Raw genomic sequence first — 20,124 nt, 5'->3', positions numbered from 1 at the left:
CCGTGAGCCGTTTCGTGCCCACCCTCGGGCGTGTCTGCTCCCACGGATTCGAGAGCCTGGGGCTGAGGAAGCACCCCAAGGTCGGTCTGCGATCTCGTGTTCAACGTGGCCATCAAAACGCACCTCCTTGAGCTGACGGCCAGGGCTGGTCAACGCGGGGCTTGTCAAGCGCATCGCTGCACCTCAAGCCCCCTCCTTCAGGAGGGGGTCGTTGACGCGACTCCTTCTGAACCTGATGTCGATGCCAGTGCGACGAGCCGGGATGCCTTCAGCTCGGTCTCGTCCCATTCGCGGCGCGGGTCGCTCCCCCAGGTTATGCCCGCGCCCGTGCCGAAACGGATCTCACCGGACGACAGCCAGAACGTGCGGATCCCCACGGCCAGCGACGCCCGTCGCCGGTCGGCGTCGACCCAGCCCACGGTCCCACAGTACGGCCCGCGCGGCTCGGGTTCGAGCTCATCGATGATACGCAGGGCCGAGGATTTCGGGGCCCCGGTCACCGACCCCGGCGGGAAGGTCGCGCCGAACAGCTCGGGCCACCCGCATCCCGGCGCGAGCCGCGCCCTGACCGTGGAGACCAGGTGCACGAGACCGGGATGCTCCTCCACCTCGCACAGGGCGGGCACGCTCACCGAACCGACCTCGGCGACCCTGCCCAGGTCGTTGCGGACGAGATCGACGATCATCACGTTCTCCGCGTAGTCCTTCTCCTGCAGGTCCTCCTCGGTGACTCCGGTCCCCTTGATCGGCCTGGACTCGACCACGTCGCCGTCCCTGGACAGGTAGAGCTCGGGAGAGGCCGACACGACGCTCAGTCCCGGCAGGCTCACCGTCGCGGCGTAGGGGGCGGGGTTGCCCTCCGCCAGCCGTACGGCCAGGGCCAGCGGGTCCGCCTCCCCTCCCGCGGGCAGCGGCGCGTTCAGCACCCGGCACAGGTTGGCCTGGTAGACCTCGCCACGCTCGATGTACGAGCGGATGCGCCGCACGCCGTCCTCGTACCCGGCCCGGTCCAGGGAGCTGCGCCACGACGACGGGTGCGGCCCGCGCCAGGGGCCGCGCGGCACGGGCAGCGGGGCCTGACGGACGTCGTCGAACCTGGCGCACGTCACCTTGCCCTCGTAGTCGACCACGACGGCCCACCACCCCTCGCCGTCCAGAGCGGTCAGGTCGGTGGTGACATCTCGGAGCCCCGTGGCCAGATATCCAGTGACATGCGCAAAAGAGTCATGCACTTCCCTATTGTCTCGCTTGTCCGATCAACAGACGCACCAGGGTGCGGGCAGCGGGCAGCGGGACGGGCGGCAGGGCCGCGTAAACGGCCCTGCGGGGGGCGAGCTCGCCGAGGGAGCGGAGCACCAGATCGGGTGGTACGGCGTGCGCGGCGATGGCGGGCACCAGCGTGATGCCGAGCCCGGCCGCGACGAACCCGAACTTACCCGTCCACTCGCTGATCCTGACCGAGGCGCGGGGAGTGAACCCGGCCCTGGCACAGGCCGCGGCGAGAGCGGTGGCCTGGCCCGGCGGAGAGGCCTCGATCCAGGTCTCCTCCCGCAGCTCGCGCAGGTCGACGACCTCCTCCCCGGCCAGCCGGTGGTCACGACGGAGCGCGACGAACAGCTCGTCGTCGGCCAGCTGGACCATCTCCACCTCCTCCTGGCGGGGCGGTTCGGCGGGATGGTCACTGACCACCGCGACATCCAGGCCGCCTTCTCGCATGCGGCGCAGCAGGCTGCGGCTGGGCCCCTCGATCGGGACGAGTTCGACCTCGGGGAACTCCTCGCGGAACTCGCGCAGGGCACCCGGCACGAGCGCGACGTTGGCGGTGGCGAACGCGCCCACCCGCAGCCGCCCCCGGTAGCCGCCGTGAATGCCGGCCAGTTCCTCCTCCGCCCTGGTCAGCTGGTTCAGCACCACCTGGGCGTGGTGATGCAGCGCCTCGCCGGCGGGCGTCAGCCGCACCCCGCGCGGCAGCCGCTCGAACAGCGGTCCGCCCGCGCGGTGTTCGAGCGCGGCGATGCGCCGGGAGACCGCGGACTGGGTGTAGCTGAGCCTGGCGGCGGCCGCGGTGAAAGACCCGGTGCGGGCCACGGTGTCCAGCAGGCGGAGCCCTTCGATGTCGAACACATTCCCCCTTCGCATGGCTTACATGCAATCTAGTCGCTGGTGGAATGCCTTATCGGCCCCCTAGCGTGAGGCGCGTGATTTCTTTTCTTGGTCTGGGGCGTATGGGCGCCCTGATGGCCCGGCGGCTCGTGGCGGCCGGGCACGAGGTGACGGTGTGGAACCGCACCCCCCGCGTGGTCGAGGGGGCCGCCGCGGCGACCTCACCGGCGACGGCGGTGGCGGGCGCGGAACTAGTGATCACGATGCTCAGCGACCCGGCGGTGGTGCGGCGGGTGCTCTCGGACGCGGCGCCGGGGCTGCGGGCCGGGACCGTGGTCGTGGAGATGTCCACGATCGGCCCCGAGGCGGTGGCCGGGCTCCGCGACCTGCTTCCCCCCGGGGTGGGACTGGTCGACGCGCCGGTCCTGGGCAGCGTGGAGCCCGCCGGGGACGGCACGCTGACGGTGCTGGCCGGCGGGCTCGCCCAGGATCTGGCCCGCTGCCGGAAGGCGCTGGAGGTGTTCGGCCGGGTGCGCAAGGTGGGCGGCCCGGGCGCGGGCGCGGCGATGAAGCTGGCCGTGATGAGCGCGCTGGTGCCCGCCCAGGTGCTGCTCGCCGAGACCGTCGCCCACGCGGAGGCGACCGGAGTGGACACCGGGACGCTGCTGGACGTGCTCGGCGGCACACCGCTGGGAGCGCTCGTCGAACGGGTCCGCCCGGCCGTCGAGAACGGCCCGGACGAGACGCGCTACGCCCTCGGCCTGGCCGCCAAGGACATGGCGCTGGCCGCGCACGGGCCCCGGACCCTCGCCGCCGCGGCCGGGAGGCGGCTGGCCGGCGCGACGGCGGCCGGGCTGGGCGACGCGGACCTGACGGCGATCTTCGCGTACCTCACCGCGACCGGTCCCGCGGGGGCGGCCCGGGACACGGAGCGGAGCGATCGGCGGGGCCGTACCGGCGTGGAGAGGATAAACCCGGCCACGGTCCCCGCCACCAACGGGCGTTACTCGCACGCCACCAGGGCGGGGGATCTGCTGTTCGTCTCCGGGCAGGTGGCCCTGGACGGGGAGGGGAAGGTGGTCGGCGAGGAGGACATGACCCGCCAGTCCGAGTACGTGATGGACCAGCTGTCCCGCGTCCTCGCCGACCAGGGCTGCACGTTCGACGACGTGACCCACATCCGGACCTACCTGACAGACATGTCACTGCTGCCGGAGTACGCGGCCGTGCGCGGGCGCCTCATCACCGGCGAGCCCCCGGCCAGCACGACGGTGGAGGTGTCACGGCTGTTCTCGCCGGGGCTGCTCATCGAGGTGGACGTGATCGCCGCCATCCCGGCGGGACGGTACTAGGCCAGGGGGCCGGTGACCGTCTCGGCGGCGGCGACGACCGTGTCGCCCGCGACGAGCCCGACCACCGCCTCGATCTCCGGTGCGAGGAAGCGGTCGGGTCCCGGGCCGGGGACGGCCTGGCGCAGGGCGGCCACCACGGCTCCGGTCGCCGGGGCGGGCCGCAGCGGGGCGCGCAGGTCCAGGGCCCGCGCGGCGGTGAGGATCTCCACCGCGAGCACCCGGGTGAGGCCGTCCACCGAGCGGCGCAGCTTGCGCGCGGCCGACCAGCCCATGGAGACGTGGTCCTCCTGCATGGCGGAGCTCGGGATCGAGTCGACGCTCGCGGGCACGGCCAGGCGCTTGAGCTCGGAGACCACCGCCGCCTGGGTGTACTGGGCGATCATGTGACCGGAGTCGACGCCGGGATCGTCGGCGAGGAAGGCCGGTAGGCCGTGGCTGCGTGCCACGTCCAGCATGCGGTCGGTGCGGCGTTCGGAGATGCTCGCCATGTCCGCGACCGCGATGGCCAGGAAGTCGAGCACGTAGCCGACGGGGGCGCCGTGGAAGTTGCCGTTGGACTCCACCCGGCCGTCGGCCAGAACCACCGGGTTGTCGATCGCCGAGGCGAGCTCCCGTCCGGCGACCGAGGCGGCGTGCGCCAGGGTGTCCCGGGCGGCGCCGGCGACCTGCGGGGCGCACCGCAGGGAGTAGGCGTCCTGGACCCGGGTGCAGGTGCCGTCCCGGTGGGAGTCCATGATCTGCGAGCCCGCGAGCAGCGCCCTGAGGTTGGCGGCGCTGGCCGCCTGCCCGGGGTGCGGGCGCAGGGCCTGCAGGTCGGCGGCGAAGACCCGGTCGGTGCCCAGCAGCGCCTCCACGCTCATGGCCGCGCCGATGTCGGCGGTCCTGAACAGGCGGGCGAGGTCGTCCATGGCCAGGATGAGCATGCCGAGCATGCCGTCGGTGCCGTTGACGAGCGCGAGCCCCTCCTTGGCCACCAGTTCGACGGGCTCGATGCCCGCCTGCTTGAGCGCCTCCGCGGCGTCGGCCCGCTCTCCGGCGGCGTCCCGGACGACACCCTCACCCATGATCGTGAGGGCCACGTGGGAGAGCGGCGCGAGGTCGCCCGAGCAGCCGAGGCTGCCGTACTCGTGCACGACGGGGGTGATCCGCGCGTTGAGCAGGCTCTCCAGCACCTTGGCCGTCTTCGGGCGGACGCCGGTGTGGCCGGTGGCCAGTGTGTGCAGGCGCAGCAGCATCATCGCGCGGGTCACCTCGACCTCGACCTCGGGGCCGGACCCGGCGGCGTGCGAGCGGATCAGGGATCGCTGCAGCTGCGCGCGGAGCGCCGGGTCGATGTGCCGGGTGGCCAGGGCGCCGAACCCGGTCGAGACGCCGTAGGCGGGGGTGGGGCTCTCGGCCAGTTCGTCCACGCGCGTGCGGGCCGCGGCCATGGCGGCCACGGCGTCGTCGGTGAGGCGCACGGGGGCACCGTACCTGGCGACCTCGACGACCTGCTCGAAGCTCAGCGGCTCCGGCCCGACGTTCACGACCTCGTTGTCGCGCATGCTGTCACTCTCTCGCGTAGGTTGAACTTGGTAACTGGTGAACCTCTTACTGGCTCCTTACATCTCACGATACCGGTAGCGCTCGGTTTGGGGAGTGGCCGGGTATTCGCTAGAGTTCTCGCAGTGAGTCCGGGCAGGCCCCGGAGGCACGCGGAAGTGGCTCAGTGGTAGAGCATCACCTTGCCAAGGTGAGGGTCGCGGGTTCGAATCCCGTCTTCCGCTCGGAAGGGACTTCGGTCCCCCACTCGGTGGAGTGGCCGAGAGGCGAGGCAACGGCCTGCAAAGCCGTGTACACGGGTTCAAATCCCGTCTCCACCTCTGGTTCACAGCGAGGACGATTAGCTCAGCGGGAGAGCGCTTCCCTGACACGGAAGAGGTCACAGGTTCAATCCCTGTATCGTCCACCAGATCTATACAGGTCATGAAGGGTTTCGGAGCTTCTCCGAAGCCCTTTTTCGATCTCAGAGGGTCACCGGGAGCCGCCTCAGGCGGACTTCACCCATGTGACGAGCCGGGCCGGCGTGGTCTATGTCGCGTTCGTGGTGGATGTGCGCTCCCGGGCGATCGCCGGCCGGCGGCGACCACCGAACAGGCCAAGCCCGCGAGGGACGGCGCGAAGCCGGGGGCGGGGCGTTCGCGCCGGCCGCCGGAGGGCACGGAGCGGGTGCCTTCACGACCTGAGGGCCGCCCCCCCACCGGCGAGACGGCCCTCGGTCCTGCGGCCTAGAAGCCGGGTGCCCAGAGGGCCCAGACCGTGCCCGACTGGTAGCAGCTGTACCAGGGCCAGACGGCACCAAGGCCGCGTTGCCCTGCGGCCTCGCAGGCGGCACTGCTGGGATAGACGCCGACGACGCCGGCGTGGGCGGGGGAGGCAGTGAGGGTGACCGCGGTCAGGCCGAGAGCGATGATCCCCATCCGAAGAGCACGTCTTTTCACGAGGCTCCTTCCACCTGCGAATGAAAAGTAAAGTTTCCTAAGAGATAAGCCGATGTTCGCAGGTCTGGCAAGAGTGTCAGCGCCACGCGATCAGCCTGTCCGGATTGACCATCAGCCGGGCCTGCGTGATGAGTCCGCCCCGGAGCCAGACGGCAGCAAGACGAACGCACCGCCGAACGGCTGACGCGCCACTCCGCGGCCGATCGCGGACGTCAGGCCGACGCCGCCCGCAAGGAGCCCAGCCCATGACCGCCCGCAGAACCGGCCGGACAGCCCAAGATTCACGATGCTGTCTCGCACGTGCGAGAGGGGTCACTCGGCGCCGCCGTCCGCCGTCGAGGTGTCCACCCGCACCGGCCGGAGCAGGAGCACGGTCAGCAACGCCGTCAGTGCCATGCAGGCTGCCCCGAGGAGGGCGGCCAGGTGCATGCCGTCGGTGAAGGCCGAGCGGGCGACGTCGAGCAGGGCCGCTCCCGCCGCTCCCGGTGTCCGCGAGGCCACCTCGACGGCGCCGCCCAGGGTCTCGCGCGCCACCTCGGCGTACTCGGGGGGCAGTACGGGATCCGCCGCGGTGAGTCTCTCGCCGTAGACGGCCAGCCCGATGCTGCCCAGGATCGCGACGCCGAGCGCGCCGCCCAGCTCTGTGGCGGCCTCCATGATCGCGGACGCCGAGCCCGCGCGCTCCGGCGGGGCGACAGCGACGATCATGTCGGAGGCCGTCGCCTGCACCGCTCCGATCCCCGTCCCCAGCAGGAGCAGGCCGCCGATGAGGGGCCACCGCCCGGAGTCCACCTCGATCCCGCTCATCACCAGGAAGCCTCCGGCGACGAGCGTCATGCCGCCGCCCATGATGTGTCCCGGGCGTACCCGCTGCGCGATCACGGCGGCCAGCATCGAGCCGGCGAGGGCGGTTCCGGCCGCGGGCAGGGTCAGCAGCCCCGCGACGAACGGCCGTAACCCGAGCACCATCTGCAGGTACTGCGCGACGAAGTAGAACAGCCCCACCAGGGCGAAGACCGCGAGCGTGCTCGTGATCAGGGACACGGTGAAGCCCCGGTCGGCGAACAGCCTCAGGTCGAGCATCGGGGTGGGCAGCGTCCGCTGCCTGTACAGAAAGGCGACGCAGAACACCGACCCGGCGACGACGCCGAGCAGCGCCTGGAGGCCGAAACCGTCGACGGCGAACTGCTTGATCCCGTAGACCGTCGGCAGCACGGCCGCCAGTGAGAGCACGGCACTGGGCAGGTCGAACCTCCAGGGGCGCGGATCACGGTACTCGGGGAGCACGATCGGCCCCAGCACCAGCAGCAGGACCATGACCGGCACGTTGATCAGGAACACCGACCCCCACCAGAGGTGCTCCAGCAGCCGGCCGCCCACGATCGGCCCCAGCACGCTGCCCCCGGCGAAGCCGGCGGCCCATACCGCGACGGCCATCCGGCGCTGCCGCGGATCGCGGAACATGTCCCGGATCAGCGCGAGGGTGGGCGGCATCAGGCTCGCCGCCGCGGCACCCTGCAGGGCACGGGCCGCGATGAGCGACTCGGCGTTGGGGGCGTACGCGGCGATGACCGACGTGACGCCGAACGCGGCGGCTCCGATCAGCAGCAGCTTCCGGCGGCCGATCCTGTCCCCCAGGGCACCCATCGTGATCAGCAGACCGGCCAGCAGGAAGGCGTAGACGTCGACGATCCACAGCAGCTGGGAGCCGGTCGGCATGAGGTCCGCGCTCAGGAAGGGCAGCGCGAAGTAGAGCACCGTCACGGTCACCGAGACGAGCAGGACGGGCAGGACGAGCACCGCGAGTCCGAGCCATTCCCTCCGCCCTGCCGTGGCCACCGTTCGCACCATTGCCGAAACCTCCTCGGATACCCTGTACGCCAAATATGCATATACATCGTACGCAAAATTTTTGGACGCACGCAAGAGCTGTCATCCAGACCAAGATGGCACGCACTAACGTGCAGAAATATCCTCAAAACAAGGCAGTCCAGCCAGGTGACGGCGTATCTCACTCGCCATAACGTCACGCCGCCGCCTTTCATTACGTCACAAAAAACACGTGTTAGAATTTCGTCACACCAGTGGGTGTGCCGGAATTGGACGAGGACGCATGTTGACGTGTGCGCAATGTGGAAAGCCGTTGGACGCCGCGCCTCGGGGGCGACGCCCGCGGTACTGCTCCCGTGCCTGTCAGGCACGGGCCTACCGGATCCGCACCGCCGGACGAGCCGCGCGCCGCGCCGAGCCCGCGCCGCGGACCGTTCTCCCCACGCCCCCGCCGAGCACCGGCGATCCGGCGGGACGGCACGAGCCCCCAGCCGGCTTGAGCACCGAGCGGATCGTGCGCACCGCGGTCCGGATCACCGACGCCGAGGGGCTGGACGCGCTGTCGATGCGCCGCGTCGCGACCGAGTTGGGCACCGGCGCGATGTCGCTGTATCGCTACGTGCCGGGCAAGGACGCACTCGTCGAGTTGATGGTCGAGGCCGTCTTCGGCGAGGACCCGCATCCGGACTCCGTTCCCGGTGGCTGGCGCACAGGGCTGGAGGCCGCGGCGAGGCGGGAGTGGCGCATGTACTCCAGGCACCCCTGGGTGCTGCGGGTCATCGCCACCCCCCGGCCGCCGATCGGGCCGAACGTGCTGGCCGACGTCGAGTGGGCGATGCGCGCCATGGACGGCCTCGGTCTCGACCCGACGACAACGCACTGGGTGGCCATGACGGTGAGCGCCCAGGTGCAGGGCGCGGCCCTGTTGCTGGTGAACGAAGTGGAGGCCGAGCGTCGCACCGGGGTCACGGCCGGGCAGTGGCGCGTGTCGAGGGCGCCGGCGCTCCTGGAGATCCTGGAGTCCGGGCGGTTCCCGATACTGTCCAGACTCCACACGGAGCGGGGGGACGTGATCGACATCGACGAGTGGTTCGAGTTCGGCCTGCGGCGCCTCCTCGACGGTCTCGCCGTCCTGGTGGAAGGCCGGGAGAAAGGGGCGGCGTACGACGCGGAGCCGGATCCGGCCCGCGGTCCGGCACGGTAAGGACCGTCGCGTGGCGGTGCGGCGCCCCGGGCGGTGAGATCCCGCGGTCGACGGACTTGTTCACCCGGTCTTGGCCACGCATTGGCGGCCGGGAGACACCGAAGACGCGTAGCATCGGCGTTCTGTGGCATTCATTCGTTTCCTGCTCGGACTCACGGACACGGAGGATCATGAACGGCCCCCTCATCCCCGCCGCCCGCGCGGCGGCCGACCAGGCCGGGCCGGGCGAGATCCCCGCGTCGCGGCGCTCTCCCCTGCCGAAGACGGCGGAGACGGTGGAGACGTCGTGACGAGCCTGCTGCGCAATCCCGTGAAGAACTACGACTGGGGCTCGCGCACGGCCATCGCCACGCTGGCCGGGCGCCCCTCCCCCGCGGAGCGGCCCGAGGCGGAGATGTGGTTCGGCACCCACCCGTCCGGCTCCTCGTCGGTGCTGCGGCGGGGGACGTGGCACTCCCTCGCCGAGACGGTGGCCGCCGATCCGATGGCCGAGCTCGGAGAGAGGACCGTTGAGCGGTTCGGCTCGCGGTTGCCGTACCTGCTGAAGCTGATCGCCGTGGACCTGCCGCTGTCGCTGCAGGTTCATCCGTCGCGGCAGCAGGCGGCGGAGGGCTACGCCAGGGGCGTCTACGTCGACCCGTTCCCCAAGCCCGAGCTGATCTGCGCGCTGACCCCGTTCACCGCGCTGGCCGGGTTCCGTCCGCCCGCGGAGGCCGCGGCGCTCATCGGCGGGCTTGGCGTCCCGGAACTGGAGCCCGTCGTGGCGCCGCTGGCCGCCGGGGACGCCTCCGCCGCGCTCCGCGCGCTGGTGGAGTGGCCGAAGGAGGGCAGGGCGGACCTGGTGGCCGCGATCGCGCGGGCCGCGTCGGCCGCGGGCGGCCCCGACCGCGAACTTGTGGTACGCCTGACCGGTATCCATCCGGAAGACCCGGCCTGTCTCGCCCCGCTCTTCCTGCGCCGCCACGAGCTGCGGCCCGGCGAGGCGCTGTTCCTGGGCGCGGGAGTCCTGCACTGCTACCTGGGCGGTTTCGGTGTGGAGATCATGGGCAGCTCCGACAACGTGCTCCGCGCGGGGCTGACGAGCAAGCCGATGGACATCGACGAGCTGCTGCGCGTCACCGACCCCTCGATCTCGCCCCTGCCGGTCGAGCCGGTCGGCAACCTCTACCGCACTCCCGCCCCGGAGTTCCGCCTCGGCACGGCCGTTCCGGGCTCCGGGCTCCCCCTGGAGGGCGGAGTGCCGCGCATCCTGGTGTGCACCGAGGGCGAGGTCGAGGTCGGCGGGCAGATGCTGCGGCCGGGCGAGTCCGTCTTCGTCCGCGCCGCCGGACCGGTCCGCCTGCGCGGCTCCGGGACGGTCTTCTGGGCCGAACCGGGCCTCGACTGACGGTGCGGACGCAGGTGAACGCCTCCCGGTGAGGTCCGGCTCATCGTCCGACCGGCCGCGGTGTCCTCAACGGGATCCGCCGGCCTCGGCCGCCGTAGGCCGGGGCGGGGGAAGCACGGCGCACGCCGTCGTCTCCTTGCCCGGCGCTCCTGGCAGGCCGGGGCCGGTCACTCCGGACCGCGGTCGTCGAGGTGCGCGTCCTGCCTGCCCTGGCCGAGTTCGTCGGCCCGCAGCGCGAGGAGGACGTCGGGGCGCAGCAGCCGGGAGGGGGCGTCCAGGTCCAGTAGCCGGAGGATGCGGCGCAGCCGGTAGCTGACGGTGTTCTCATGGATCGACAGGTGCTGCGCGGTCAGCCGTACCGACAGGCCGCAGGCGAGGTAGGTCCGCAGGGTCTCGATGAGCACCGGGCTGGGTCTCAGCGGGGTCAGCACCGTGTCCACCAGGCGGCCGGCGTCGAGGGGGTTGCCGATGAGAAGCACCTCGGGAATGACGCGCTCGAAGTGGACGACCACGCGATCGGCCCCCATTCGCAGCCCGGCCTCCAGGGCGGCCAGCGCCTCCCGGCACGACCCGCCCGCCTCCCCGAGCCTGGGCCGCGGCTCGCCGAGGCCCAGGACGAGGCCCGGCGGGATGCCCGGCCGGCGGGCGGCGCGGGTCAGCGCCTCGTCGAGGCCGGGCGCGTCGGCGAGCAGCAGCAGCGTGGTGGCTCCCTTGCTCCCGGCGAGGATCCGGCTGCGCAGCCGGGGGCGCAGCGAGTCGAGCACCGCCTTCTGCGCCCTGGCGAGCGCGAGCGGGCTGGTCACCTCGGCCATGCCGATCGCGGCCGCGCGGTGCGGCACCTGGGCGGGCACTCCGACGAGCCGGGCGCGTTCCTCGACGTCGGCGGGATCCAGCGGCTCCCCGCCGGCGAGCCGGGACACCAGGTCGGTGGCGATCTGGTCGAGATGGGCGGCGGCCTCGCTGCGGGTCTGACGGTAGGCGTCGGTCGAGGCGTCGATCATGGAATCGGTCAGCGCGGCCAGCCGCTGCACGAGTCCGGCGAGGTCGTGGCCCTGGGCCGACGGCCCGGCCGCGGCGGCAAGCCGCTCCAGCAACGCCCGCTCGGCGGTGTGCCAGGAGGCCACCAGGCTCTCGATCGGCACGCCCTGGATGGCCCGCCGCTGGCCGAGCGCCGCCGCGGACAGCAGTTCGGCCTCGGTGAGGGCCCGCCGCTCGGCCACCGCCGAGAGCACGGCGGTGAGGTTGGGCGCGACCACCCCGGTGAGGTCCTCGACCTCCATCCGCGCCTGGTCATATCCGGGCAGGCGCTCCCAGACGGTACCGACCAGGGTGGCCGCGATCTCCTCGACCTGTGCGAGGAGGCCGCGGGCCTTTTGTGTCATGTCCACAAAAGCGATCTCTCCATCTTCCGGCAGAGCCACGTAGTTGGGCATACGCCCCTTAATGGACTATGGACTATCCCAGGGCACAGTCCCAGTCAAGGAGGGCGCTATGAGTACAAAAGTGGAGTCGGAGTCGATCGCCACCGACCTCGACGACCACGCGCTGGAACCTGTGCCCGCACACCGGCGCAAGTCCCTGATCCAGATGATCATCGTCCAGATCGGCTGGAACATCAGCGTCAGCAGCTTCCTCGTCGGTGGTGTCGTGGGAGGCGGGACCACCTTCGGCGAGGGAATGGCCGCGATCCTCGTCGGCAACCTGGTCCTGGTGGCCGTGTCCGCGCTGATCGGACTGGTCGGCTACCGGACCGGTCTGTCCAGCTACCTCGCCGCCAGGGTCGTCTTCGGCCGCCAGGGCGCCGTCGTGGTCTCGCTGCTGCTCGGTGTGATCGCCATGGGGTTCATCGGGGTGCTGATGGACACCTGGAGCGGGGCGGTGCACAAGCTGATCCCGGCGATCCCGCCATGGGCCTTCATTCTGGCGTTCGGCGCCGCCATCACCACGACGGCGATCTTCGGGTTCAAGGGGCTGGCGAAGTTCTCCGCGATCGCGGTGCCCATCGAGGTCGCGATCGCGCTGCTGGCGCTCTTCAAGATCGGCGGTGGGGACGGCGGGTTCGCCGAGGTGGCCGCCCAGCAGCCCGCGGTGCCCATCGGTTTCGCCGTCGCGGTCGGCGCCGTCATCTCGACCTGGATCACCGGCGCCGCGCTCGTCGGGGACGTGACGCGTTTCGCCTCCCGCGGCCGCGACGTGATCATCTCCTGCTTCGCCGGGTTCGTCGTGGGCGCGGGCGTCTTCGAGATCATCGCCACCGTCTCGGCCATGTCCGTGGGCAACAGCAACTTCGTGCTGGTCATGCAGGGACTGGGCCTGCTGGCCCCGGCCGCGGTGATGCTGGTGCTGGCCCTGTGGAACACCGCCGACAACAACCTCTACTCGGCCTCGCTCGCCTTCACCAACGCCTCCAACACCCTGGGGCTGCGGGTCGGCAAACCCGCCTGGACGATCATCTCGATCGTCATCGCGGTCCTGGTCGCCTTCGCCGGCCTGGCCGCCCAGTTCCTCGTCTTCCTGAACGTCATCGCGATCATCGCACCGCCGTTCGCCGGCGTGCTCATCGCGCACTTCTGGATCCTGGCCCGCCACCGCACGGGCGACCAGCTGCTGGAGTCGGCACCGGCCGTGCGGGCCGAGGCCCTGGTGGCCTGGGTCGTGGCGGCGCTGCTGGCGAAGTACACCGACGTCCTGCTGACCGACGCGATCGAGGGGTTGGTCTACGGGTTCGTCTGCTATGCCGTACTGGGCTGGGCGGTGACCGCTCTCAGGCGGAACGCCCCGGTCCCGGTCACGGCCGACGCACGGGAAGGAGATGTTCGATGAGATTCGGTCTGGGGGTGCCCACGGGCACGGAGGGACTGATGTATCCCGTCCCCTACGCCGACGCCGCCGAGGCGGTCGAGCTGGCCGTCCAGGCCGAGCGGCTGGGATTCGACTCGGTCTGGGGCAACGACCACGTGACCACGCAGGGCTACGTGCGCGAGGAGTTCGACACCCCGCCCCGCTACTACGACCCGTTCGCCTATCTGAGCTACGTCGCGGCGCTCACCAGCCGGATCCGGCTGGCCACGGCGATCATGGTGCTGCCGTTCCGCAACCCGGTGGTGGCCGCCAAGCAGGTCGCCACCCTCGACCGGCTGTCCGGAGGCAGGGCCGTGCTGGGCGTGGGCATCGGCGCCTACCGCGAGGAGTTCGAGGCGATGAACCCCGGGCGGCGCATCAACAGGGGTGAGCACGCGGCCGAGGCCATCCAGGCGCTCAACGCGCTGTTCACCGAGCGGCGGGCCTCCTTCAAGGGACGCTGGGTCGAGTTCGAGGACGTGGAGTCCTACCCCAAGCCGGCACAGCCCGCGCTGCCGATCCTGTCCGGCGGCAACGCGCCGGGCTCCCGCACCCGCGCGGCGCTGCACGCCGGCGGATGGCTGCCCGCCTGCCTCACCCCCGGCGAGGTGGCCGCGGGCATCGCCGACATCAGGGCGCAGGCGGCGGCCGCGGGCCGCGAGCTGCCCGGCGGGTTCGAGGTCGCGCTGCAGGTGGCGGTCTGCGTGGCGCCCACCCATGAGGAGGCCTGGCGCAGATTCCGCGCCTCCCAGCTCCACAACCACATGGTCTCGCTGTCCGGCACGACGCTGAAGGACCAGGGCGTCTCCGACCTGGCGAGCCGCAACCTCATCGGCACTCCGGACAGCGTGGCCGAGCAGATCGCCGCCTACCGGCAGGCCGGCGTCGACACCCTCGCCGGGCTGCTGTTCGCGGCCGACACCGTACCGGAGACGCTCGACGCCATGCACGAGTTCAGCGAGACCGTCATCGCCAAGCAGGCGGGAGGGCAGCCATGAGCACCGTCATGAGCGCCGTTCCCCCCGCCCCGGACGTCGACCTGCGCCGGCTGGCGTCGGAGCGGGTCGCCCGGCTGCGTGGTGCCCTGGCCGAGGCTCCGTTCGACGCCGTCGTCCTCACCACTCCGGAGAGCGTCCTGTACGCCACCGGCTACCGCAGCGTGGCCGGGGCGCTGTTCCGCGCCCACCGGATGGCGGCCGTGGTGACCGGCGACGACTGCTGGCTGGTATGCCCGGCCGCCGACACCGCCCCCGCGGTGGACGGCGGCGTGCCGGAGGACCGGGTGGTGCCGTTCGGCCGGTTCTACTTCGAGTCGTCCGGTCCCACGCCCCTCACCGGTGCCGCCGACCGGCACCCCGACCTGTACGCGGCGCTCGCCACCGCGACCCGCGCCGCCGGGGCGGGGCTCCGTTACGGCGTCGAGGGGCTCGACGGCGACCCGGCCCTGCGCGAGGCCGCGGGCGATCCCGCCGCCGCCGACGCCACCGGCTGGGCGAGCCTGGTCCGCGGAGTGAAGCTCCCCGGCGAGGTGGCGCTGCTGCGCCACGCCGCCCGGCTCGCCGAGGCCGGAGTCCACGCCGCTCTGGAGATCGCCGTGGCGGGAGTGACCGAGCACGAGCTCGCCCGGGCGGTGGCCGCCACGATGGTCGCCGGGGGCGCCGAGCCCCGCTTCGTGGTGGCGACCACCGGCCCGCGCTCCGCCCTGGCCGACGCCCACCCGACCGACCGGCGCTGGCGCCCCGGCGAGCTGGCCCGCTTCGACATCGGCTGCCTGTACGCCGGCTACTGGTCCGACATCGGGCGCACCGCGGTGCTCGGCGCGCCCGACGCGCGCCAGGCCGGTCACTACGCGGCGATCCTCGCCGGCCTGGACGAGCAGGTCGCCCTGACCCGCCCCGGCGTGACCGCCTCGGAGGTCTTCGACGTCGCGATGCGGACGGTGCGGCGGGAGGGGGTCACGCCCTACCGCCGCCAGCACTGCGGGCACGGCATCGGCCTCGCCGTCTACGAACCGCCCATCGTCTCCCCCGGCGTGGAGACGGCACTGGAACCGGGCATGACATTCTGCTTCGAGACGCCGTACTACAACCTCGGATGGGGCGGGATGATGGTGGAGGACACCCTGGTGGTGACCGGCGACGGAGCGGAGCTGTTCACCCGCTCGCCGAGGGAGCTGACGGTGGTGCCGGCATGACCCCGGCCTCCCGTTACCTCGGTCGGCTTGCCTGCCAGCGGTGCTCGGCGACCTACCCCGACCCCTCACTGGAGCTCGTCGGGCGCGGCTGCCCGGCCTGTGAGAAGGAAGGGGCGCCCGCCAACGTGCTCCCGGTCTACGACCTCGGCGGCCTGCGTGGCCTGCCCTGTGACCCCGCCCAGCCGGGGCTGTTCCGCCACCGCGCGCTGCTGCCGCTGGACGGTGCCACACCCGCGGTGAGCCTGGGCGAGGGCGGCACGCCGCTGGTGCCGCTCCCCCGCACCGCCGAACGCCTCGGGCTCGGCGCGGTCCTCGTCAAGGACGAGACCCGCAACCCGACCTGGTCCTACAAGGACCGGCTGGCCGCCGTGGCGGTCACCAAGGCCGTGGAACTGGGCGCCCCCGCGGTGGTCGTGGCGAGCACCGGCAACCACGGGGCGGCGGTCGCCGCCTACGCGGCGCGCGCGGGGCTGCCCTGCGTGGTGCTGACCGTGGCGGCGGTACCGGCCACGATGAAGACCCTCATGCAGGTGTACGGTGCTCGCGTCGTCGCCCTGGAGAACCCCCCGGATCGGTGGCGCCTGATGCGGCGGCTCGTCGAGGAGCGGGGCTGGCTGGCGATGTCCGGGCACGCCGACCCACCGGTGGGGTCCATCCCCTACGGCATCGACGGCTACAAGACGATCGCCTACGAGATCGTCGCCGACCTCGGCCGGACTCCCGACCACGTGGTCGTGCCCGTCGCCTACGCCGACGGGCTGGCCGGGATCCGGCGCGGCTTCGCCGACCTCGTGGAGGCCGGGCTGGCCGACCGGATGCCGGTCCTCGTCGCGGCCGAGCCGTTCGGCCCGCACGGCACCGCTCTGGCCGCCGGCACGGACACCGCGGGACCGGTGCCGATCACCCCGTCGGTCGCGTTCTCCATCGCCTCGCCGTACGGGACCTTCCAGGGCCTGGCCGCGCTGCGGGCGACCGGCGGCCGGGCGGTGTCCGTCCCTGACGACGCGCGCATCCTCGGCGCGCAGGGCAGGCTCGGCCGGGAGGCCGGCCTGTACCTGGAGGCATCGTCCGTCACCGCGCTGGTCGCGGTGGAGGACCTGGCCGGTTCCGGCGCGCTGCCCGCCGACGCCACGGTGGTCGTGGTCGGCACCTCCACCGGCCTGAAGGACGTCGGGGCCACCGCCGCCGCCCTGCCGCCGGTGCCCGTCGTGGAACCCACGCCCGCCGCGCTCGACCGGGGGCTCGCCGCACTCGACCGGCGGGGCGGCGGCCTCGGCGCGGAGGGCGACCGATGAGACTCGCGTTCTCCATCTCCGGGCACCGCGACGCCGCCTCCGCCGTCGCGGTCGCCAGGCTCGCCGAGGATGCCGGGTTCGACACCGTGTGGATCACCGAGGACTACTGCGAGCGCGGCGCCTTCGCGCTGGCCGGCGCGATCGCCGCGGTCACCGGGCGGATCCGGGTGGGCATCGGGGTGGTCAATCCCTGGACCCGCCACCCGGCGCTGATCGCCATGGAGCTCGCCGCCCTGGAGGAGATCAGCGGCGGGCGCGCGATCCTCGGCCTCGGCGCGAGCAACTCCCGCTGGATGACCGACCAGCTCGGCATCCCCTTCGACCGGCCGATCGGCCGCCTGGCCGAGGCGGTCGACGTCGTCAGGGCGATGATGACCGGCGAGCGCGTCGACCACCGGGGCGAGCACTTCCGCGTGTCGGCCGGGCTGTCCTTCACCCCGCCACGCCGCACCCCGCCGATCGTGCTGGGGGTCAAGGGTCCGCGGGCGCTGGCCCTGGCCGCCGAGCGGGCGGACGGCCTGCTGCTGTCCATCCTCTCCTCCGCGCCCTACGTCTCCTCGGTCCGCGAGCGCGTCGGAGCCGGGGTGGAACTGGCCGCCTACGTCGGACTGTCGGTGGGCGAGGACGCGCGCGCGGCCCGCGACCGGCTGCGCCCCATGGTGGCGACCTACCTCGGCGTGCACGGCGACCACGAGATCACCAGAACCGCGGGGCTCGACGCGGGGTTGTGCGCCGCGTTCCGCGAGGGGTGGCTTTCCGACGCTCCGCGCACCGACCTCGTCGACGACGCGCTGCTCGACCTGTTCGCCGCCGCCGGGACGGCCGCCGACGCCGCCGCGTCACTCGGCCGCCTGGCCGCCGCCGGCCTGGACGTGGCGGTCGTCCGCGACGACCCCGACACCGATCCGGGACGGCTCATGCACGCGGCCGTCCTCGCCACCGGCCGCTGACCCGCCTTCTCGGCCGGCTCGCCGGGACCTACCGCTCCCGGCGGGCGCTCACCGTCCATACCGGCCCGCTATGACGGATAACCCGCACGGCGCGCGAAGCGTCCCCACCAGCGAGGCTGGAGGTTATTCGATGGCATCATCCGAGATGGTCGCGGACCAGGACCTCCGTCTGGAGCTGATCCTGGTCGAGGTACTGCACCACGAGGCCGAGCACCTGGTTACCGGCTGAGCGCCCCGGTCCCGGCTCCAACGGGGGGAGCCCGGACCGGGGTCGTCCGGACGGACGATCAGGGCGTTCCACGCCGGGACACACCGGGTATGGGCTGCACGCCGCGCGGGAGTTCCCGCGGCCGCCGATCGATCACGACGCCGAGGCCGGCGGCGAGCTGCTCCACCCCCTGCGGATCTGCCTGCGTCTGGACGCCGGACAGCACATGACGGCCCGGGTTCTGCACGCGCACCGCGACAGCCTGCGATACCGGCTCGCCCAGATCGGCAAGCTGCTCCAAGCCGACCTGGAGCACCTTGGCACCCTGCTGATCCGCGACCTGGCGTACCGGACGTACGACCCGGTGGGCGGATGACGCCGGCTCAGCGGTCGCCCTCGCCGCGTGCGGCGAGGGCCTCGCCCAGTTCGTCGGCGTGCCGCAGGGTACGGATCAGGAACGGCACCGCGAACGCGATGACCGAGCGCTGCGCCCCGCGGGCCCTCGCCGCCTCGCCCACCTCAGCGGCGATCTTGGACAGCACGGCCACCGACTGCAGGGTGAGCCCGACGAGCAGGCCGACCCGGTCCGGACGCACCCCGAACCGCCGCAGCGGCCGCAGCCCGCGCTCGACGGCGGACACCACGTCGTCGACCCTGGTGGTGATCGTGAACAGGTTCGCCGCGGTCAGCGCGGCCACGATCCGCAGGCATACCAGCACGGCCGCGCCTGGGCCGAGCAGCCACCACTGCAGCGCGAACATGAACGCCACCAGCATCCCGAGTGTGCGGGCGAGACGCAGGCAGCGCCCGGGCGAGACCCGTGCCAGCGCGTATCCCAGGACCACGGCGGCGCAGATCCCGCCGAGCCAGGCGGGAGAGCGCAGGACGAACACCACCGCCGCGAGCCCGAGCAGGGCGAGGAGCTTCCAGCCTGCCGGTGTCCGGTGCAGCGGACTCGATCCCGGCTCGTACCATCCGCCCACCATCAGCCGACGAGCTTCCGGTAGTGGCGCAGCGCGGGTTCCGGCTCGTCGTCGGCCACCACGCGGCCCCCGTCGAGCACGATCACCCGGTCGAAGTCACCGAGCAGGTCAAGATCATGGGTAACCAGCACCACCCGCTGCCTCAGCCCCGCGAGCAGGGCGCAGAACTGCCTCTTGTTCCGCAGGTCGAGCAGCGTCGTCGGCTCGTCACAGACGAGCACGTCGGGGTCGAGCACGAGCATCCCGCACAGCGCGAGCAACTGCTTCTGCCCGCCGGAGAGCTGGTGCGCGGGGTGGTCCGCGTAGCCGCCGAGCCCGTGTTCGGCCAGGATCTCGGCCGCCCGCGCGGCCCGCTCCCCGGCGGAGAGCCCGCTGCGCCGCAGGGAGAAGGCGACGTCCTCCCCCGCGGTCGGCATCACGATCTGGCTGTCCGGATTGGTGAAGACGAACCCGACGCGCCGCCGTACCTCACGGCCCTTGCGGCTCGGGTCGAGCCCGTCGACCAGCACCCGGCCCGCGCTCGGCAGCACCAGGCCGTTGATCATGCGGGCCAGGGTGGACTTGCCGGAACCGTTCGCGCCGACGAAGGCCACCCGCCGCTCGGACAGGCGGAGGTTCACCTCGGACAGCACGACCCGCTCGCCGTAGCCGTGCCCGACATTCTCGAACTCGATCACGGAGCCGTCTTCCACCTCATCCGGTCCGCGTCGCCGGTCTCGCCGACAGGCCTGGCAGGGCGCGATGCACCACGCCGGCGATCAGCGCGGCGGCCACCACCTTGACCAGATCACCCGGCACGAAGATCAGCGACTGCAGCGCGGCCGCCGGCAGGTCCCCGATGTACACGCCGAGGAAGGGGATGCCGATCAGGTAGTCGGCGGCCAGCCCTGCCGCGTTGGCCAGCAGCAGCACCGGCAGCCCGACGCGCCGGGCGCGCGACACGATCAGACCTGCGACCAGCGCCGACAGGACCCAGCCGATCAGGAATCCACTGCTCGGCACGGAGAACGAGGCGATACCACCCCGCCCGCCGGAGAGCAGCGGCAGGCCGATCGCGACCAGCCCGAGGAACAGCACGACGGATGCGGCGCCACGGCGTGCGCCCAGGATGCTGCCGGCCAGCAACGGGCCGGCGTTCTGGATCACGATGGGGACGCTCGAACCGCCGACGTAGATTCCGGGAAAGATCCCGAGCACCGCGATGAAGGCGGCGAAGACGACCGTACGGGCAAGATCGACGGCGGGCAGGGGGGAGCGGGACTCTGACACAGAGGACACGATATCCGCTGGTCATCCA

The 20,124-nt window shown here is 72.3% G+C and carries 18 protein-coding genes and 3 tRNA genes; 12 read left to right on the top strand and 9 right to left on the bottom strand.

Going from position 1 to position 20,124, the window contains the following annotated elements; genetic code table 11:
• Window positions 1–197: 197 nt before the first annotated feature.
• On the bottom strand, window positions 198–1,232 hold the full coding sequence (locus AB0K21_RS42990) for a chorismate-binding protein (RefSeq protein WP_343965175.1): 1,035 nt from the start codon (window positions 1,230–1,232) through the stop codon (window positions 198–200).
• A gap of 4 nt (window positions 1,233–1,236) precedes the next feature.
• Window positions 1,237–2,139 carry a LysR family transcriptional regulator gene (locus AB0K21_RS42985; RefSeq protein ID WP_343965178.1) on the bottom strand — a complete coding sequence of 301 codons (903 nt, stop codon included), beginning with the start codon at window positions 2,137–2,139 and terminating at the stop codon, window positions 1,237–1,239.
• A 59-nt stretch (window positions 2,140–2,198) separates the two neighbouring features.
• On the opposite strand from AB0K21_RS42985, the gene AB0K21_RS42980 reads away from it, so the two are divergent.
• On the top strand, window positions 2,199–3,455 hold the full coding sequence (locus tag AB0K21_RS42980; protein ID WP_364158683.1) for an NAD(P)-binding domain-containing protein: 1,257 nt from the start codon (window positions 2,199–2,201) through the stop codon (window positions 3,453–3,455).
• On the opposite strand, the gene hutH is transcribed toward AB0K21_RS42980, so the two are convergent.
• Window positions 3,452–4,999: a histidine ammonia-lyase gene (gene hutH / locus AB0K21_RS42975; protein WP_364158680.1), complete on the bottom strand. Its 1,548-nt coding sequence runs from the start codon at window positions 4,997–4,999 to the stop codon at window positions 3,452–3,454. The genes AB0K21_RS42980 and hutH overlap by 4 nt on opposite strands.
• Before the next feature lie 150 nt (window positions 5,000–5,149).
• Between hutH and AB0K21_RS42970 the strand changes: the two genes are divergently transcribed.
• The 3 genes from AB0K21_RS42970 to AB0K21_RS42960 all read left to right on the top strand — a co-directional run bounded on the left by AB0K21_RS42970 (window position 5,150) and on the right by AB0K21_RS42960 (window position 5,406).
• Window positions 5,150–5,221, top strand: a tRNA-Gly gene (locus AB0K21_RS42970).
• 25 nt (window positions 5,222–5,246) lie between these two features.
• A tRNA-Cys gene (locus AB0K21_RS42965) sits at window positions 5,247–5,317 on the top strand.
• A 14-nt stretch (window positions 5,318–5,331) separates the two neighbouring features.
• Window positions 5,332–5,406, top strand: a tRNA-Val gene (locus tag AB0K21_RS42960).
• A gap of 316 nt (window positions 5,407–5,722) precedes the next feature.
• On the opposite strand, the gene AB0K21_RS42955 is transcribed toward AB0K21_RS42960, so the two are convergent.
• Together AB0K21_RS42955 and AB0K21_RS42950 are read right to left on the bottom strand one after the other, a co-directional pair.
• Window positions 5,723–5,935: a hypothetical protein gene (locus AB0K21_RS42955; RefSeq protein ID WP_364158677.1), complete on the bottom strand. Its 213-nt coding sequence runs from the start codon at window positions 5,933–5,935 to the stop codon at window positions 5,723–5,725.
• Window positions 5,936–6,247: 312 nt separating this feature from the next.
• Entirely contained in the window at window positions 6,248–7,786 is a 1,539-nt protein-coding gene (locus AB0K21_RS42950; RefSeq protein WP_364158674.1) for an MFS transporter, read from the bottom strand.
• Between the two features lie 475 nt (window positions 7,787–8,261).
• Here AB0K21_RS42950 and AB0K21_RS42945 point away from each other — a divergent pair, with 475 nt between their 5' ends.
• Both AB0K21_RS42945 and manA read left to right on the top strand, forming a co-directional pair.
• The gene (locus AB0K21_RS42945; protein WP_364158671.1) at window positions 8,262–8,969 is read left to right on the top strand and encodes a TetR/AcrR family transcriptional regulator; all 708 of its coding nucleotides are present in this window, start codon (window positions 8,262–8,264) and stop codon (window positions 8,967–8,969) included.
• A 286-nt stretch (window positions 8,970–9,255) separates the two neighbouring features.
• A complete protein-coding gene (gene manA / locus AB0K21_RS42940) occupies window positions 9,256–10,356 on the top strand; it encodes a mannose-6-phosphate isomerase, class I (RefSeq protein ID WP_343965190.1) in 1,101 nt (366 codons plus the stop codon).
• A gap of 167 nt (window positions 10,357–10,523) precedes the next feature.
• Here manA and AB0K21_RS42935 read toward each other — a convergent pair whose 3' ends face one another.
• A complete protein-coding gene (locus AB0K21_RS42935) occupies window positions 10,524–11,738 on the bottom strand; it encodes a helix-turn-helix domain-containing protein (RefSeq protein WP_364158688.1) in 1,215 nt (404 codons plus the stop codon).
• 109 nt (window positions 11,739–11,847) lie between these two features.
• Between AB0K21_RS42935 and AB0K21_RS42930 the strand changes: the two genes are divergently transcribed.
• From AB0K21_RS42930 to AB0K21_RS42905, 6 genes are all read left to right on the top strand, one after another.
• Entirely contained in the window at window positions 11,848–13,179 is a 1,332-nt protein-coding gene (locus AB0K21_RS42930) for a cytosine permease (protein WP_343965192.1), read from the top strand.
• Window positions 13,176–14,195, top strand: a complete 1,020-nt coding sequence (locus AB0K21_RS42925; RefSeq protein WP_364158667.1) for an LLM class flavin-dependent oxidoreductase — start codon at window positions 13,176–13,178, stop codon at window positions 14,193–14,195. The genes AB0K21_RS42930 and AB0K21_RS42925 overlap by 4 nt, the downstream gene beginning before the upstream one ends.
• Window positions 14,192–15,391, top strand: coding sequence for a Xaa-Pro peptidase family protein (locus AB0K21_RS42920; RefSeq protein WP_364158664.1), 1,200 nt, complete (start codon window positions 14,192–14,194; stop codon window positions 15,389–15,391). Before AB0K21_RS42925 ends, AB0K21_RS42920 begins: the two co-directional genes overlap by 4 nt.
• Window positions 15,388–16,686 (top strand): pyridoxal-phosphate dependent enzyme, encoded by a 1,299-nt coding sequence (locus tag AB0K21_RS42915; protein ID WP_364158661.1) that lies wholly within the window; start codon window positions 15,388–15,390, stop codon window positions 16,684–16,686. The genes AB0K21_RS42920 and AB0K21_RS42915 overlap by 4 nt, the downstream gene beginning before the upstream one ends.
• Window positions 16,683–17,636 carry an LLM class flavin-dependent oxidoreductase gene (locus AB0K21_RS42910; RefSeq protein ID WP_364158658.1) on the top strand — a complete coding sequence of 318 codons (954 nt, stop codon included), beginning with the start codon at window positions 16,683–16,685 and terminating at the stop codon, window positions 17,634–17,636. The genes AB0K21_RS42915 and AB0K21_RS42910 overlap by 4 nt, the downstream gene beginning before the upstream one ends.
• 323 nt (window positions 17,637–17,959) lie before the next feature.
• Window positions 17,960–18,220 (top strand): helix-turn-helix domain-containing protein, encoded by a 261-nt coding sequence (locus AB0K21_RS42905; protein WP_343982694.1) that lies wholly within the window; start codon window positions 17,960–17,962, stop codon window positions 18,218–18,220.
• A gap of 7 nt (window positions 18,221–18,227) precedes the next feature.
• On the opposite strand, the gene AB0K21_RS42900 is transcribed toward AB0K21_RS42905, so the two are convergent.
• Genes AB0K21_RS42900 through AB0K21_RS42890 form a run of 3 tightly spaced genes read right to left on the bottom strand, consistent with a single transcriptional unit; the run spans window position 18,228 to window position 20,096 of the window.
• Window positions 18,228–18,830 (bottom strand): energy-coupling factor transporter transmembrane component T, encoded by a 603-nt coding sequence (locus AB0K21_RS42900; RefSeq protein ID WP_364158655.1) that lies wholly within the window; start codon window positions 18,828–18,830, stop codon window positions 18,228–18,230.
• A complete protein-coding gene (locus AB0K21_RS42895; protein ID WP_364158652.1) occupies window positions 18,830–19,504 on the bottom strand; it encodes an ABC transporter ATP-binding protein in 675 nt (224 codons plus the stop codon). The genes AB0K21_RS42900 and AB0K21_RS42895 overlap by 1 nt, the downstream gene beginning before the upstream one ends.
• A 16-nt stretch (window positions 19,505–19,520) precedes the next feature.
• Window positions 19,521–20,096 (bottom strand): biotin transporter BioY, encoded by a 576-nt coding sequence (locus AB0K21_RS42890; protein ID WP_364158649.1) that lies wholly within the window; start codon window positions 20,094–20,096, stop codon window positions 19,521–19,523.
• Between the last annotated feature and the right edge of the window lie 28 nt (window positions 20,097–20,124).

It is taken from the genome of Streptosporangium sp. NPDC049248, from assembly GCF_040678965.1.
GTDB lineage: Bacteria > Actinomycetota > Actinomycetes > Streptosporangiales > Streptosporangiaceae > Streptosporangium > Streptosporangium fukuiense.
This window is presented reverse-complemented; position numbering and strand designations above follow the sequence as displayed.